We start from the raw sequence: 14,377 nt of genomic DNA, 5'->3' as shown, positions 1-14,377 counted from the left end.
ACCCACCGGGTGGGCCGTTTGATGCCCGGCACCGACTATGAGGTCTTTCTGCCCGAGCACGGGCAGCGGGTCCATCGCGTCGTCGCGGTCCTCAACGACCCGCAGCAGGCCAGCGTGGTGGGCATCGCCACCGTCGATGACGCGGTGCGCGCCACCCGGCTGGCTGACGCGCTCAACTCCCGGCTGCTGGCCCGGCGCAACCACACCGCCCGGCTCGCCGCCGCCCTGGCCGGCCTGCCCCGCGCGGTGCGCACCACAACCCAGCGGATCCCGATCGGCCACCTCCACCCCGAGGACCTGCTCGCCAGCGATCTGGCCGCTGACCCGATCGACGGGCTGATGCTCTTCCCCCGCGCCGCCCAGGACCATCCACCCTGGCAGGCCGTGACCCCGCGCCTGGCCCACCTGCTGGCGCTGGCCGGTGACCTGCTCGCCGACCTCTGTCACGACCTGCTCATCCCGTCCGGCGCCCCGCCCGCCGATGCGCCGACCGAGACCGGCCTGCGCGACCTGGTGCACGGCTGGATTCCCGACCGCATCCACCACCTCGGCACCGCACTCGAGGGCGTCGCCGCGCATCTGCGTGACGGGCTCGTACCAGCCCAGCACACGGTGACCGACCACGCGGCGCTGCACCTCATCGTCGAGCGCGCCCGCACCCTGCCCACCGACCGTCCCGCCCTGCTCCGTGGCCGCCACCTCCTCCTGCCCGTACATCCCGGCACCGCGGACGCCGCCCTGGACACGCTGTGCGAGCTGCGACACGTCACTCCCTAGTTGACACGCCAGATTAAATCAACAACTCTTGACTCAATAGCCGACGAGTCATAACGGTATTTGCAAGAGGGTGAGGAGCTGGTGGCGGCAGCGGTCGGCGATCTGCAGCGGCGGGCCGGGGTGCACGCCGCCCTGGCCGACCCCACCCGGCTGGCCATTGTGGACTCGTTGTTGGCCGGGGACGCCTCGCCCTCGGAGCTGCAGGCGCTGCTGTCCATGCCGTCCAACCTGATGGCCCACCATGTGGGGGTGCTGGAACGCGCCGGGGTCATCCTGCGGTCCCGCTCGGAGGGGGATCGCCGCCGGGTGTATCTGAGCGTGGTGCCGGCGGCGCTCGATGCGCTGGCTCCGACGGTGGCCCGGCGCGCGGCCCGGGTGGTGTTCGTCTGCACCCAGAACTCGGCCCGCTCGCAGCTGGCCGCGGCGTTGTGGCGCCGGCGCAGCCGGGTTCCGGCCGCCTCAGCCGGCACCGACCCAGCGCCCCACGTGCACCGCGGTGCGGTGGCCGCGGCCCGCCGCCACCAACTGCCGCTGCGCCCGGTGACCCCGCGCCACCTCGATGACGTGCTGCGCGCCGACGACCTGGTGATCGTGGTGTGCGACAACGCCCACGAGGAACTCGGCGCCGATACCGCCCGGTTGCACTGGTCGGTTGCCGACCCGGCCCGAGCCGGCACCGCCGCCGCCTTCGACCGCGCGCTGGCCGACCTCACCCACCGGGTCGCGCGGTTCGCTCCAACCGTTTCCCCACCGACGTAAAGGATCTGTGGTGACCGAGACCTCCCACGACCTGTCCATCGACCAGCAGCTCGCGTTGCACACCGCGGCCACCACCCTGGGCCGGGAGTTCGACGGTGTGTTCGGCGTAGAGACCATCGAGCGGTTCCTGCACTCCTCCTACGACCAGTTCGCCAGCCGTGCCTCGGTACCCAACTACCTGCCGCTGCTGGCCGAACGGTTCGCCCGGCAGCGCCTGCGCGCCTTGGCCAAAGTGGAGGGACTGGCCCACGACGGCCTGCCCATCGTGCTGTTCCTGTGCACCCACAACGCCGGCCGGTCCCAGATGGCCTTGGGATTCTTCGCCCATTTCGCCGGCGACGCCGCAGTGGCTTGGTCCGGCGGCTCCGAACCGGAGAACGCCATCAATCCCGCCACGATCGAAGCCATGGCTGAACGCGGCATCGACATCTCTGGCGAGTACCCCAAACCGTGGACCGAGGAGATCGTCCAGGCCGCCGACGTGGTGGTCACCATGGGTTGCGGCGACGCCTGCCCGGTCTTTCCCGGCCGCCGCTACGAGGATTGGGTGCTCGAGGACCCCGCCGGCCTCGACGTCCACCACATCCGCCCGATCCGCGACGAGATCGAAACCCGGGTCCGGCACCTGCTCACCGAACTCGGCGTCACCGCCCGCGACTGACCGTCCCGCTAGGACACCACCGGTCGGCTGCGCAGCACGTGCGCCAGCCCCACACCCAGCGCCGCCCCGACAAGTTGGGCGAGCACGAAAGCGGGCACCGAGGCCGGAGCGATCCCGGCGAAGGTCCCGGTCAACGCCCGACCAACGGTCACCGCCGGATTGGCGAACGAGGTCGACGAAGTGAAGAAGTACGCGGCGAAGATCCACGCCGGCACCGCCAGCGGCACCAGGTGCACCCGCCGGTCCCGGACCAGCAGGGTGATCACCAGCAGCAGTCCGGCCGTGGCCACCACCTCACCCAGCAGTTGTCCCGCCCCGCCCCGGGTCGCACCGGTCCACTGCACCAAATCCAAACCGAACATCGCGTGCGCCAACACCGTCCCCAGACACCCGCCCACCAACTGGGCCAGCACGTAGCCCAGCGCGATAGGCCACCGCAGCGCGCCAGTCACCGCAGCGACGAGGGTGACCGCCGGATTGAAATGGGAACCCGACGCCGGAGCCAACAACGCGATCAGCAGACCCAGCACCGCCACCGTGGCCAACGCGTTGCACAGCAACTGCAACAGCACCTGACCCGGCGCCAGATTCTGGGCCATCACCCCGGAACCCACCACGGTCGCCACCAGCAACCCGGTGCCCAGCGCTTCGGCGATCAACGGACGTAACAGCACCGGTGCACTGACCCTGGACCTGGCCGCGATGCTCACCCGTGCGCTCCTTGCAAGAACGTAACGACGGTCGATGTGCGCGCCAGCATGACACACCAACCACCGCTGCATCCTCGGCCGGCCGGTGCCCGAAACCGGAGTTCACCCGCTCGTCGCCCACCGTCCACACGCGCCACCGAAGGGTCAGCCCCGCACCCGCGCCGGCACATCCAGCAGAGCGGCCAGCGGCCGCAGGTTCGCCGTGCGCGGCCAGTAGAACACCCAGGTGCCCCGGCGTTCGGAGTCCACCAGGCCGGCCTCGCGCAGCACCTTCAAGTGGTGGGAGATCGTCGGCCCGGTCAGGTCGAACCCGGCGGTGAGGTCGCACACGCAGGTCTCACCCTCGGCCGAGGTGATCAGCGACAGCAGCCGCAGCCGCACCGGATCGGCCAGCGCCTTGAACGCCCGGGCCAGGTCCACCGCCTGCTCGGCGGCCAGTGGTGCGGCCACCAGCGGCGCACAACACCCCGCGACCGGGAGGGCCGGCACCGCCTCCGCCTGTTTCGACATGCGTCTATCTTGACAGATGTCTAATCAGCGTGCAAGCTGGCGACGTCTACTTAGACAACTATCTAATCAATGTGGAGCGACCATGAGGACAGAGACCGGCACGGGTGGGTTCGTCGGCGACCCGACCGAGGAGTTCACCCCACCGGCGGCGGGCGGCTGTTGCGGCAGCGCGCCCACGCCAGCCACCCCGCCCGGTGATGGCGTGACGAGTACCTGCTGCGGCAGCCCTGAGGCCGCGGCCACCGCCGGGGCGTGCTGCGACCCGGCCGCTAAGGCGCAGGCGATCGACGCGGGCGCCGGGTGCTGCGGGTGAGTACCGCCTCGCCCAACTGACGGTGGGCGCTGCCCGCCGTCGGGATCGGCCTGGGCGTGCCCGGCTGTCAGACCCGGCCGAAACCGTCGACCGGGTCGACCTCGCCACCCTGAGCGCCGCGACTCGTCTGGTCGGGGCCACCGTCCACCACCTGACCTACCACTGAAACACGTTGGCAGAAAAGAGGATCTGAGCCATGAGCACCACTCTGGAGCCGCCTGTCGCGGTGATCGGCGCCGGCCCGGTCGGCCTGGCCGCGGCGGCACATCTGGCCGAGCGCGGCATCCCGTTCGTCGTGCTGGAAGCGGGCGAGCAGGTCGGCGCGGCGATTGCAGACTGGGGGCATGTGCGGCTGTTCAGCCCGTGGCGCTACAACATCGACCGGGTAGCCCGGGCCCTGCTGCAGGCCACCGGCTGGGCCGAACCCGACCCGGGCCAGCTGCCCACCGGCGCCGAACTGATCACCGACTACCTGCGCCCGCTGGCCGCCCACCCCGCCATCGCCGCCGCGCTCCGCCTCGGCGTCTGGGTGGAGGCGATCAGCCGGCTGGGTTACGACCGCGTCCGTTCCCACGGCCGCGAGAGTGCCCCGTTCCTGCTCCGCGTCCGTGATGGGGATGGCATCGTGTCGGAGCTGGCTGCGCGTGCGGTGATCGACGCCTCCGGCACCTGGATGACCCCGAACACGTTGGGTGCCAACGGCCTGCCCGCGTATGGCGAGGCCGACCCGGCCGCCCTGATCACCCCGGCGCTGCCCGATGTGCTCGGCGTCGACCGGGACCGCTTTGCCCACCGGCACACCGTGGTCGTCGGGGCTGGGCACTCGGCCACCACCACCTTGCTCGCGCTGGCCGACCTCGCCTACAGCGCGCCGGGCACGGAAATCACGTGGGCGATCCGGGCCGGCGACCCGGGCCGAGCCTACGGCGGGGGAGAAGCCGACGCGCTGCCCGCCCGCGGCGCCATCGGCACCCGGATCCGCGACCTGGTCCAGGCCGGCCTCATCCGGGTGGTCCCTGGGTTTTTCACCCACGCCGTGCTCAGCCGGCCCGACGGGGTCGACCTGATCAGCTCCGACCCCGCCGGTGCCGAGCAGAAGCTCAGTGCCGAGGTCGTGGTCAACGCCACCGGCTTCCGGCCGGACCACACGCTGGCCGCCGAGCTGCGCCTGGACCTGGACCCGATCCTCGGTGCCACCCGCGCGCTGGCTCCGCTGATCGACCCCAACGTTCACTCCTGCGGCACCGTGCCACCGCACGGCGTGGACGAGTTGACCCATCCCGAATCCGGTTACTACGCCATCGGCGTCAAAAGCTATGGCCGCGCGCCCACCTTCCTGCTCGCCACCGGCTACGAACAGGCTCGCTCGGTGACCGCGGCGCTGGCCGGGGACTGGGACGCCGCCCGCAACGTGCGACTCGAACTGCCCGAAACCGGGGTGTGTTCCACCGACATCGGGCAGGGGCTGGCCACCGGCGTCAGCGGCGGGCTGCGCGCCGTCCCGCTCCTCGAGCCCACCGCTGTGGGGTGCTGCGGATAGCGCCACCCTATGACCGGCACCGGCCCCGTGGTGGTCGCTGCCGGTTAGTGGCGGGGGGCGTACATGATGACGGCGACTCCGAGCAGGCACAGCGCCGCGCCGAGGTAGTCCCACCGGTCGGGCTGGAACTTGTCGACGAGCACACCCCAGGCCAGGGAGCCGGCGACGAACACGCCACCGTAGGCGGCGAGGATCCGACCGAAATGCGGGTCGGGTTGGAATGTGGCGACGAACCCGTAGGCACCCAGTGCGAGGACACCGGCGGCGATCCACCACAGGCCGCGGTGCTCGCGCCAGCCCTGCCAGACCAGCCACGCCCCGCCGATCTCGGCGAGCGCGGCCAGCACGAACAGCAGGACGGACCGCAGTACCGTCATGATCGGGACGGTACCGGGCCGGTGCCGCGGCTGGTCACCGTGCCGGGTGATGCTGGGTCGGCTCGGGCAGGTCTACTGCCCGGTCGGGTACCCGGCAGACCCGGCGGCGCCGTCGGCGTATCCACAACACCGCGGCACCCGCGACGGCGAGCACCGCCAGCACGATCGAGACCACTTCGAACCCCTGCAACAACGCCCCCAGCGCGGAGACCGCCCCGATCCCGCCGAGCAGGCCGATCAGCGGCGCCGCGCAACACAGCCCACACGCCAGCACCGCCGCGATACCCAGCCGGGCCCAGCGCCGGTAGGGCCGAGTCGGCGGGGTCACCGCGCCGCTCCCGCCACACCATCCCGGGCGGGGCGGGGCCAGGTCAGCTCCATCAGCACCGGACCGGTCGGCTGGGTGGGAACGCAGCCGCAGCCCGGCCCGCACGCCGCTGCCGGGGCCGGGCCGCCCAGCTCCTGGTGCACCGCGGTCAGGTGCGCGGTAAACGCGGACAGCTCCGCAATGCGCTGCTGCGCCTCGGCGATCCGTTCGGCCACCAACGGCCGCAACCGCTGCCGCACCGTGGCGCACGCCCCTGCCTCCCACGCGCCGAGCAACTCCCGGATCTGCTCCAGCGACAACCCCAGCTGTTTGGCCGCGCCGATGAACTCCAGCCGGGCCACCGCCTCCTCGCCGTAGACCCGATACCCCGACCCGGTCCGCGCGGCCGGCAACAGACCCGCCTGCTCGTAGAACCGCAACGTCGAGGCCGGCAGGCCGCAGCGCCGAGCCAACTCCGAAATCCGATAGGTGCTCACGGCAGCGACGCTAAACCTTCAACCCGACTGGCAGGTCAACCCCAGCAGACACGGCACCAACGAGTGTCTGGTCACACCGGCCGCGACAGCGGCGGGGACTGCAGATCCATGTCAGCCGACGGTGCCGGCAGGGTTGGTGATGATGGGCAAGCCGTGGCGGGCGAATCGCTCGCGTAGGCCGTCCATGCCCGCGTCGGGGTTCTCGGCGAGTGTGTCGGGCAGGGCGTAGAACTCCTCGACGATGGCGCGGGCGATGGCGTCGTCGGGGACCGCGCAGTCCCAGCGCACCTCGTCGCCAGCCACGGTCACCGTGTAGGCGTAGAACGCACAGCACGCCTTCTCCCGCGCGGCTAGGTCCCGCACCCACGACTCGACGCCGGGTGCGGCGCGGAATCGGAACCGGATCCCTTCGGCCGTGTGCTCCCGGTCCACCAAGGACTGGGCGAACAGCCGCCGGTACTCGCCGAGGCGTTCCTGCTCGGTGTCCGGGGCGTTGGTCATGTCGCACACGATCGGGGTGGATGGTGCGGGGATCTCCATGATCCGACTCCTTCGCGGTGTTGGGGTTGGTCTTGTGTCAGCGGCGCCTTGACTCTAGAGTCTGGACCTGAGTCCAGAGTCAAGGGGTGCGGTGGGTGAAAATCGGTCAGGTTGCCGAGCAGGCCGGGGTCAGCGTCGACACCGTGCGCTTCTACGAACGACGCGGCGTACTACCCGCCGCGCACCGCCGGCCCTCCGGCTACCGGGTGTTCAGCGAGTCCACCGTGGAACGAATCCGAACCGCCAAAGCCTTGCAGGACATGGGTTTGACCCTGGACGAAATCATCGACGCCCTACACGCCCACGGCAGCGGCGGAGCGACCTGCGAGAGCGAACGATGGCGCCTGGAGGCCGTGGTCGACCGGATCGACACCAAGATCGCCGAACTGAAACGGGCCCGGCGAAACGCCCTGAACATCCTCCACGACTGCCGAGCCGGCCGATGCCGCCTCATACCCGACCAAGCGGAGCCACCACAGCGCACCAGGCACTAACCTCGCCCTGGCCCATCCCACACCGCTGGCCGCCGCAGTCGCCACGGCATGTCTGGCCGCCGCCGTGTGCCTGTGGCGGGCGAGCCGGTGATCATCGGGTGACGATGGTGGGCAGGGAACGCAGAGTGAGGCCGATGCGGGCCAGGCTGGCCGGGACGGCCAGCGCCATCGGCCACACCCAGACCGGTGCGGCCAGCGCCACGGCGGCCAGTGCGGCGGCATCGAGCAGGACCAGACCGGCGCCGCCGGCGGCGGCCAGCCGGGTTCGGCGGTAGTCGTGGTGGCTGGTGGCCGCAGTGATCAAACTCGCCACCACCGCGAGTAGCAGCAGCGCGAAGACCGCAGTGGCGGTGGGGGAGATGGGCCAGGTCCAGGCTCGGCCGAGGATCAGGGATGGTCCCCAGCACGCGGCGAACAGTGGTCCGGTGCCGAGCAAAGCCAGCGCGGCGCGCCGGCCCGGTGCCTGCCGGGTGAAGCTGGCCAGGATCACCTCGGGGTGACCGAACTCGGCGATGGCCGCCCGCGCGGCGGCATCCGGGTCCACGCCGTCGTCGCGGTGCCGCCGGTAGGTTTCGGTCAGGCCGTCGGCCAGTTCGTCCACCGTGTCCGGCGGCAGGTGGCGGGCCAGCACGGCCAGATGGGCCTCGATCAGGGCGTGGCCGGCCATGGCCTGCGCTCCAGGAGGGCGGTGACGGCGGCGGCGAACTCCCGCCAACTGCCGCGGTCGGCGGCCAGTTGGCGGGAACCTTTGGCGGTCAACCGGTAGCTGCGGCGCCGCCGTCCGTCCACGGTGGACCACGAGCCGGTGATCAGCCGGGCGCGTTCCAGCCGGTGCAGTGCCGGGTAGACGGTGCCGGTGGGCAGGTCGAACCGGCCACCGCTGCCCTCCCGCAACGCCTCCTTGATGGCATAGCCGTGCCGGGGCCCGTCCTCCAGCGTGGCCAGCAGCAGGACGTCCAGATGCCCTTTGAGGGCTTGCGCCTCGGCCTTCATAGGTAGGTATGCTACCCCTGCTGGATAGGTAGGAATCCTAGCTATGGGAGATTCGGGGATGGCTGAGCGGGCGGCGATCGTGGCCGAGGGCCTGGTGAAACGGTTCGGCACGGTCGAGGCGCTGACCGGGGCGGATCTGCAGGTGCCGGCCGGGTCGGTGCTGGGGTTGCTGGGACCGAATGGGGCGGGCAAGACCACCGCGGTGCGGATCCTCGCCACGCTGCTGGCGCCGGATGCCGGGCGGGCCTGGGTAGCCGGGCTGGACGTGGTGCGGCAGGCGGCGGCGGTGCGTCGGGTCGTGGGATTGTCCGGCCAGTACGCCGCGGTGGACGGCTATCTGACCGGGCGGGAGAACCTGCGGATGATCGGCCGGCTGGCCGGCCTGCGCAGGTCCGCGGCACGGCGCCGGGCCGGGGAGTTGCTGGAGGCCTTCGAGTTGACCAGCGCCGCCGACCGCACCGCCCGCACCTATTCGGGTGGGATGCGCCGCCGGCTGGACGTGGCCGCCAGCCTGGTCGCCTCTCCGCAGGTGTTGTTTCTGGACGAGCCGACCACCGGACTGGACCCGCGCGGCCGGCGCGGGTTGTGGCAACTGTTGGGGGAGTTGACCGCGCACGGCACCACGCTGCTGTTGACCACGCAGTACCTGGAGGAGGCCGACCGGCTGGCCGACCAGATCGCGGTGCTGGACGCCGGCCGGGTGATCGCCACCGGAACCGCCGAGGAGCTCAAGACCCGGGTGGGCGGGGACCGCCTAGAGTTGCAGGTAATCCCGGGAGCGGATCCGGCGCCGCTGGCCGCCGCGATGGACGGCCTCGGGTCCAGCCCACCCACGGTCGACGCCGACGCCGGCCGGGTGGTGGTGCCGGTCGCCGACGGACCGGCGATCCTGCCGCAGGTGGCCGCCCGGCTGGCCGCCCACGACCTGCGCGTGGCCGACCTGGCGCTGCGCCGCCCGACCCTGGACGACGTTTTCCTCACCCTGACCGGCCAACCCACCGCACCGTCCACACCAGACACCGAACCGGTCGGGAGCACGGCATGACCATCGCCGCGGCGATGCACCGCAGCACCGGTCCTCTGTGGCTGGTGGCCAACATCGCCACGATCACCGGCCGCAACCTGCACCGGCTGGTGCGGGTGCCCACCCTGATCGCCTTCGCCACCGTGCAGCCGATCATGTTCGTGCTGCTGTTCACCTACACCTGGGGCGGCGCGGTGCACCCACCCGGCGTCGAGCACTACATCGACTACGTGCTGCCCGGGATCTTCGTCCTGTCCATTGCCTTCGGCGCCTCGCAGACCGGCGTGGCCATCGCCGACGACCTCGCGTCGGGGATGATCGACCGGTTCCGCGCCCTGCCGATGGCCCGCTCCGCCGTGCTGGCCGGCCGCACCGTGTCCGACGCCCTCCGCAACCTGTTCGTCATCGCCCTCATGATCGGGGTCGCATCGCTGATCGGGTTCCGCTTCCACGCCGGACCCGGCGCCGCGCTCGGCGCGATCGGCCTGGCCCTGGCGATCGGGGTGGCCTTCTCCTGGATCTTCGCCCTGCTCGGACTGATCGTGCGCGATCCGGAGTCGGCCGGCATCGGCGGGTTGCTGGCGGTCATCCCGCTGATCTTCGTCAGCTCCACCTTCGTGCCCGTGTCCACGATGCCAGGCTGGCTGCAAGCCTTCGCCAACCTCAACCCGATCACCATCACCGTCGACGCCCTGCGCGCCCTGTGCCTGGGCGGCCCCACCGCCACCCACGTCTGGCAAGCCCTGGCCTGGATCGCCGGCCTGCTCGCCGTCACCATCCCGACCGCCGTGCTGCGCTACCGGCGCACCACCGCCACCTGACCGATGACCGAACCCGACGTGCTGGTCGTGGGTGCCGGCCCGACCGGGCTGGCGCTCGCAACCGAGTTGGCCGCGTTCGGCGTCCGGTTCCGGATCATCGACCGGCACCGCGATCGGATGCACGAGTCCCGGGCGTTGGCCATCCAACCGCGCACCCTGGAAGTCCTCGCACGCCACGGCCTCGCCAACCAACTCGTGGCAGCGGGCAACCCCGCGGTGCAGCTGCACCTGCACACCGCGCACCGGACGGTGGCGGTGCGGCTGTTCGACATCGGGATCGCCGACACCGCCTACCCGTTCCTGCTGTTCCTATCCCAGGCCGAAACCGAACGCATCCTCAGCGAGCACCTGTCCCAACAGGACGTGGCGGTGCAACGCGGGGTGGAACTGGTCGACCTCGACCCCGGCGAGGAGGCGGTGATCTGCCGGCTGCGCCACCTCGACGGCCGGGAGGAGACCGTGGTCGCCCAATATGTGGTCGGCTGCGACGGCGCCCGCAGCACCGTGCGCACCCAGGCTGGGATCGGGTTCACCGGCTACCCCTACCCACAGAACTTCCTGCTGGCTGACCTCGACGCCGACGACCTCGACCCGGACGCGGTGCACACCTGGCTGTCCGACACCGGGATGCTGTTCCTCTTCCCCCTGCGCACACCCGCACCGTTTCGGATGCTGGCCATGCGCCCACCCGCCGACCCGGACACCCCGGTCACCCTCGAGTACCTGCAGGCGATCACCGACCGAGCCACCGGCGGCCAGGTGCGCCTGCGGGATCCGGTGTGGTTGACCGACTTCCGGTTGCACAACCGCGGCGCCACCCACTACCAGACCGGCAGGATCTTCCTGGCTGGCGACGCCGCGCACATCCACAGTCCGGCCGGCGCCCAGGGCATGAACACCGGCATCCAGGACGCGTCAACCTCGGCTGGAAACTCGCCCTGTCCAGCCGAGGCGCCAACTCCGCCCTGCTGGACAGCTACCAGCCCGAACGCGCCCCGGTCGACCGCGCGGTACGGCGGATGAGCGACCGCGCCTTCACCATCGCCACCACCCGCAACCCCGTCATCCGCTTCGCCCGCACCCACCTCGTCCCCCGGATCGCACCCCTGGCCCTGCGCACCCGGCTACGCGGCATCGGGTTTCGCACCATCGCCCAACTCGCCATCGACTACAGGCACAGCCCGCTCAGCACCACCCCACCACGCCGAGGGCCACGGCCCGGTGACCGGCTCCCCGACGCCACGATCACCCTCGACGGACAGCCCAGCACCCTGCACACGGCCACCGCCGCCCCGACCTACCACCTGCTGCTCTGCGGCCCCGTTCCCGCCTGGAACTCGGATGCCGCCGAGCAGATGCACACCGCGTGGCCGGGGTTGATCACCACCCACCGACTCAGCCATCAGCCAGCCCACGGTGTGCTGTGCGATCCCGCCGGCACCGCGCTACGCCGGCTCGGCAGCGACCCCAACACACCCACGCACTACCTGATCCGCCCGGACGGACACCTCGCCTACCGCAACCGCGGCACCGACCTCACCGGCCTGCACCCCTACCTGACCCACTGGCTCACCCCGGTCGATGGCTAGGGGTGGCGGGCGAGTGTGACGGCCGAGATCAGCAGTACGCCGGCCAGGATCGGGATGAGCACCAGGTCGGGGAGTACGCCCACCAGCAGCCCACCCAGTGTCGCGCCGGTGATCGAGCCGGCGATCATCACCACCACGAACCGGGTGTTCGCCCCCAGCACGGCGAAACTGCTGTCCCGGCTGTAGCGGGCGAACGCGACCAGCATCGTCGGTAACGACACCAGCAACGACACGCTGCCCGCTGTTTTGATGTCGATGCCGTAGAGCAGCACGATCGTCGGGATCAGCAACTCGCCGCCGGCCACTCCCATGATCGCCGCGACCACGCCGATGCCGAACCCGGCCACCACACCTGCGACCGCCTGCCCGACGGCGGGCAGGATGAGCGTGCCCAGCGCGCTGAGATGGGTAACCACCAGCGCCGCGGCCATACCCACCATCAGCCCGGCGAGCACCCGGTACAGCACGACCGCGCGCATCCGCACCGCCCAGGACGCCCCCGCCCACGCCCCCAACAGGCTCCCGGCCAGCAGATTCACCGCCACCAGCCAGTGACCGGCCAACTGCGCCCCCGACACCGCCCACAACCGCGCCGGCACCGCGGTCAACACAACAACCAGACTCATCGCCTTGTTCACGATCACCGCCGACAGCGCGGCGAACCCAAACAACCCGATCAACAACGGCAACCGGAACTCCGCGCCACCCAAACCGATCATGCCGCCCAGCACACCCACCGCCGCCCCCGCGGCAAACACCAGCGGCACCGACCGCGTCCGGCGGATCAGCGTCACCTCGATTGCTGCCACGGCCTCAACCCCCCATCGACCAGGGCCGCCGACATTTCCTCACGGCGCTTGACTGACGGCCCCGCCTGGCGCTGGACGGAGAAACACCTGCCAACGAGTCGCATGTGGACACTAGTTGGACGTGGGTCGTCAACGTCAAAGTAAGTTAGGGCAGGTGCCGGTCGATACGACGAAGCAGGGCACCGAGAACTCCCCGCTGGTGCCAACCCCGGTTGATCACCGCGGTGCGCGCGGCGTGGATCCGGGCCCGCCACCAGGCCGCAATACTCGGGCGGTGCGCATCCTCGATCTGGGTGCCGCGCCGGTGCACCCAGCGCGCACACGACGGACAGATCCCCACCTCAGGGTGATCGCCGAGGTGCACCAGCTCATCATCGCCGCGCTCGGCGCCGCAGCACCAGCACACCGACCGCGACGTCTCGACCGGATCCTGCGCAGCATGTGCCGTCATCCGCCACCTCCACCGATGCCCGGGCCGTCTCGACAGCCATCGCCAGTATCGTCTAGCAACCCCGCCCCGCCGGCGAGAGCGTCCTACCCGCGCAGGATCTTCCGCCACACGGACACCGATCGAGACCCGAGACATGACCATCGACGTCACGGATAAAGCCGACACGACACACTCGGCACACACCCAGGCTCGGCCCGCGGAACCACGCCATCAACAAGCCACGTCAGCGACCCCGTCATCCCCGCCACCTCATCGATGTCCGCGATCACCCGAACCGCGACCTCCACATGCCTCTCGCCCAATACCTGGGCCAGCCGCTGCCGCAACAGCACCGCGTTCGGACAGTTCGGCGCCTGCAGGATCTGCTTCCTTGCAAGTGCTGGGTTCACTGATGGGTCGTGGGTCCGATGCTCGGGTTCACACCGATTGGGCTGGAGCAACCCTGGAGCACGGGTACGAGTCCAACTGCGCTGTACTGCACTGAACTGCACTCAACTGTAGCAGTTGCAAGGGTTCTGACGTGGTGCTATGGTAGAGTCGCAGGTCAGAGGCAATGTCCTAACCAGACTGGCAGTGTGGGGGTCAGGGGTTCGAGCCCCCTCAGCTCCACCAGCATCAATGCCCCTCTTCTGTGATCTTGAAGAGGGGCATTGACGACAGTTCTGACGACAACCGCTAGCCGACTCCGGCACCATCGCTGTCGTCCTGCTCGTCGAAGAACACGCTCATGGTGTCGATCGCGTCCCGCTGCACCGCCTCGATCACCTCGACGTAGGTCCCGGTCGTGACACTGATCGAGCTGTGCCGCAGGACCCGCCGCACGCCGGCCGCGTCACACAATGCGGTGAACGATCGGTTGACGTTGCGCGGCTCGATCGGCCCGCCGAGCTTGGTGGTGAAAACCAACCCGGACTCCCGCCACTTGTTCCCGGCCTCGAACCGCTCCTCGAGCTGCCGCTTGCGATGCGCCTTGAGCACCGTCACGAGCGGTTTCGGAAGCGGAATGGTCGCCTTCGAGCCCTCTGTCTTCACGTCCTCCAGCTTCAGTGCCCGGTCCACCCGGTGCAGACGTTCTTCTACGAACGCGGCACCCGCCGGTTGACCGAGTTCCTGCTGCAACGCGACGACACCGGCATGACCCAGGCCGACGTGTTCTACTCCTACGACCCGGCCGGAAACCTCACCCGCATCGCGGACAAACCCCC

Annotated in this window: 21 protein-coding genes; 10 read left to right on the top strand and 11 right to left on the bottom strand. The window is 70.5% G+C overall.

Annotated elements, in window-relative coordinates:
• The first annotated feature begins 21 nt into the window (after positions 1–21).
• The 3 genes from VFV67_RS08300 to VFV67_RS08290 all read left to right on the top strand — a co-directional run bounded on the left by VFV67_RS08300 (position 22) and on the right by VFV67_RS08290 (position 2,197).
• Positions 22–777 (top strand): hypothetical protein, encoded by a 756-nt coding sequence (locus VFV67_RS08300; RefSeq protein ID WP_326468533.1) that lies wholly within the window; start codon positions 22–24, stop codon positions 775–777.
• A gap of 81 nt (positions 778–858) precedes the next feature.
• Positions 859–1,536, top strand: coding sequence for a helix-turn-helix domain-containing protein (locus VFV67_RS08295; RefSeq protein ID WP_326468532.1), 678 nt, complete (start codon positions 859–861; stop codon positions 1,534–1,536).
• Positions 1,537–1,546: 10 nt separating this feature from the next.
• Positions 1,547–2,197, top strand: a complete 651-nt coding sequence (locus VFV67_RS08290) for an arsenate reductase ArsC (RefSeq protein ID WP_326468531.1) — start codon at positions 1,547–1,549, stop codon at positions 2,195–2,197.
• Between the two features lie 8 nt (positions 2,198–2,205).
• Here the strand turns inward: VFV67_RS08290 and VFV67_RS08285 are convergent, their stop codons facing one another.
• Positions 2,206–2,907: an MIP/aquaporin family protein gene (locus tag VFV67_RS08285; RefSeq protein ID WP_326468529.1), complete on the bottom strand. Its 702-nt coding sequence runs from the start codon at positions 2,905–2,907 to the stop codon at positions 2,206–2,208.
• A gap of 144 nt (positions 2,908–3,051) precedes the next feature.
• Complete coding sequence (locus VFV67_RS08280; protein ID WP_326468527.1) at positions 3,052–3,417, bottom strand: metalloregulator ArsR/SmtB family transcription factor; 366 nt, start codon at positions 3,415–3,417, stop codon at positions 3,052–3,054.
• 82 nt (positions 3,418–3,499) lie between these two features.
• Here VFV67_RS08280 and VFV67_RS08275 point away from each other — a divergent pair, with 82 nt between their 5' ends.
• Both VFV67_RS08275 and VFV67_RS08270 read left to right on the top strand, forming a co-directional pair.
• The gene (locus VFV67_RS08275; protein WP_326468525.1) at positions 3,500–3,730 is read left to right on the top strand and encodes a hypothetical protein; all 231 of its coding nucleotides are present in this window, start codon (positions 3,500–3,502) and stop codon (positions 3,728–3,730) included.
• 196 nt (positions 3,731–3,926) lie between these two features.
• The gene (locus VFV67_RS08270) at positions 3,927–5,270 is read left to right on the top strand and encodes an FAD-dependent oxidoreductase (protein ID WP_326468524.1); all 1,344 of its coding nucleotides are present in this window, start codon (positions 3,927–3,929) and stop codon (positions 5,268–5,270) included.
• A gap of 44 nt (positions 5,271–5,314) precedes the next feature.
• Here VFV67_RS08270 and VFV67_RS08265 read toward each other — a convergent pair whose 3' ends face one another.
• The 4 genes from VFV67_RS08265 to VFV67_RS08250 all read right to left on the bottom strand — a co-directional run bounded on the left by VFV67_RS08265 (position 5,315) and on the right by VFV67_RS08250 (position 6,991).
• Positions 5,315–5,650: a YnfA family protein gene (locus VFV67_RS08265; protein WP_326468562.1), complete on the bottom strand. Its 336-nt coding sequence runs from the start codon at positions 5,648–5,650 to the stop codon at positions 5,315–5,317.
• Between the two features lie 31 nt (positions 5,651–5,681).
• Entirely contained in the window at positions 5,682–5,975 is a 294-nt protein-coding gene (locus VFV67_RS08260) for a hypothetical protein (RefSeq protein ID WP_326468522.1), read from the bottom strand.
• A complete protein-coding gene (locus VFV67_RS08255) occupies positions 5,972–6,451 on the bottom strand; it encodes a MerR family transcriptional regulator (protein ID WP_326468520.1) in 480 nt (159 codons plus the stop codon). Before VFV67_RS08255 ends, VFV67_RS08260 begins: the two co-directional genes overlap by 4 nt.
• A 111-nt stretch (positions 6,452–6,562) precedes the next feature.
• Positions 6,563–6,991, bottom strand: a complete 429-nt coding sequence (locus tag VFV67_RS08250) for a hypothetical protein (RefSeq protein WP_326468518.1) — start codon at positions 6,989–6,991, stop codon at positions 6,563–6,565.
• A gap of 86 nt (positions 6,992–7,077) precedes the next feature.
• Between VFV67_RS08250 and VFV67_RS08245 the strand changes: the two genes are divergently transcribed.
• Positions 7,078–7,485 (top strand): MerR family transcriptional regulator, encoded by a 408-nt coding sequence (locus tag VFV67_RS08245; protein WP_326468517.1) that lies wholly within the window; start codon positions 7,078–7,080, stop codon positions 7,483–7,485.
• A 91-nt stretch (positions 7,486–7,576) separates the two neighbouring features.
• Here VFV67_RS08245 and VFV67_RS08240 read toward each other — a convergent pair whose 3' ends face one another.
• Positions 7,577–8,152, bottom strand: coding sequence for a hypothetical protein (locus VFV67_RS08240; protein WP_326468516.1), 576 nt, complete (start codon positions 8,150–8,152; stop codon positions 7,577–7,579).
• Positions 8,134–8,478, bottom strand: coding sequence for a PadR family transcriptional regulator (locus VFV67_RS08235; RefSeq protein WP_326468515.1), 345 nt, complete (start codon positions 8,476–8,478; stop codon positions 8,134–8,136). Before VFV67_RS08235 ends, VFV67_RS08240 begins: the two co-directional genes overlap by 19 nt.
• 58 nt (positions 8,479–8,536) lie before the next feature.
• Between VFV67_RS08235 and VFV67_RS08230 the strand changes: the two genes are divergently transcribed.
• The 4 genes from VFV67_RS08230 to VFV67_RS08215 are packed head-to-tail and all read left to right on the top strand — an operon-like array spanning position 8,537 to position 11,912.
• Complete coding sequence (locus VFV67_RS08230; protein ID WP_326468514.1) at positions 8,537–9,523, top strand: ATP-binding cassette domain-containing protein; 987 nt, start codon at positions 8,537–8,539, stop codon at positions 9,521–9,523.
• Entirely contained in the window at positions 9,520–10,323 is an 804-nt protein-coding gene (locus tag VFV67_RS08225; RefSeq protein WP_326468512.1) for an ABC transporter permease, read from the top strand. The genes VFV67_RS08230 and VFV67_RS08225 overlap by 4 nt, the downstream gene beginning before the upstream one ends.
• 3 nt (positions 10,324–10,326) lie before the next feature.
• Positions 10,327–11,346, top strand: a complete 1,020-nt coding sequence (locus tag VFV67_RS08220; protein WP_326468510.1) for an FAD-dependent monooxygenase — start codon at positions 10,327–10,329, stop codon at positions 11,344–11,346.
• Entirely contained in the window at positions 11,343–11,912 is a 570-nt protein-coding gene (locus VFV67_RS08215; RefSeq protein ID WP_326468508.1) for a hypothetical protein, read from the top strand. The genes VFV67_RS08220 and VFV67_RS08215 overlap by 4 nt, the downstream gene beginning before the upstream one ends.
• Here the strand turns inward: VFV67_RS08215 and VFV67_RS08210 are convergent.
• From VFV67_RS08210 to VFV67_RS08200, 3 genes are all read right to left on the bottom strand, one after another.
• On the bottom strand, positions 11,909–12,721 hold the full coding sequence (locus VFV67_RS08210; RefSeq protein ID WP_326468506.1) for a sulfite exporter TauE/SafE family protein: 813 nt from the start codon (positions 12,719–12,721) through the stop codon (positions 11,909–11,911). The two genes, VFV67_RS08215 and VFV67_RS08210, sit on opposite strands and share 4 nt — an antisense overlap.
• Positions 12,722–12,866: 145 nt before the next feature.
• Positions 12,867–13,172, bottom strand: coding sequence for a hypothetical protein (locus tag VFV67_RS08205; RefSeq protein ID WP_326468504.1), 306 nt, complete (start codon positions 13,170–13,172; stop codon positions 12,867–12,869).
• 675 nt (positions 13,173–13,847) lie between these two features.
• Positions 13,848–14,204, bottom strand: coding sequence for a hypothetical protein (locus VFV67_RS08200; protein WP_326468503.1), 357 nt, complete (start codon positions 14,202–14,204; stop codon positions 13,848–13,850).
• Positions 14,205–14,377: the final 173 nt, after the last annotated feature.

The sequence above is a fragment of the Actinophytocola sp. genome (assembly GCF_035762905.1).
In the GTDB taxonomy this organism is placed as follows: Bacteria; Actinomycetota; Actinomycetes; order Mycobacteriales; family Pseudonocardiaceae; genus DASYTH01.
This window is presented reverse-complemented; position numbering and strand designations above follow the sequence as displayed.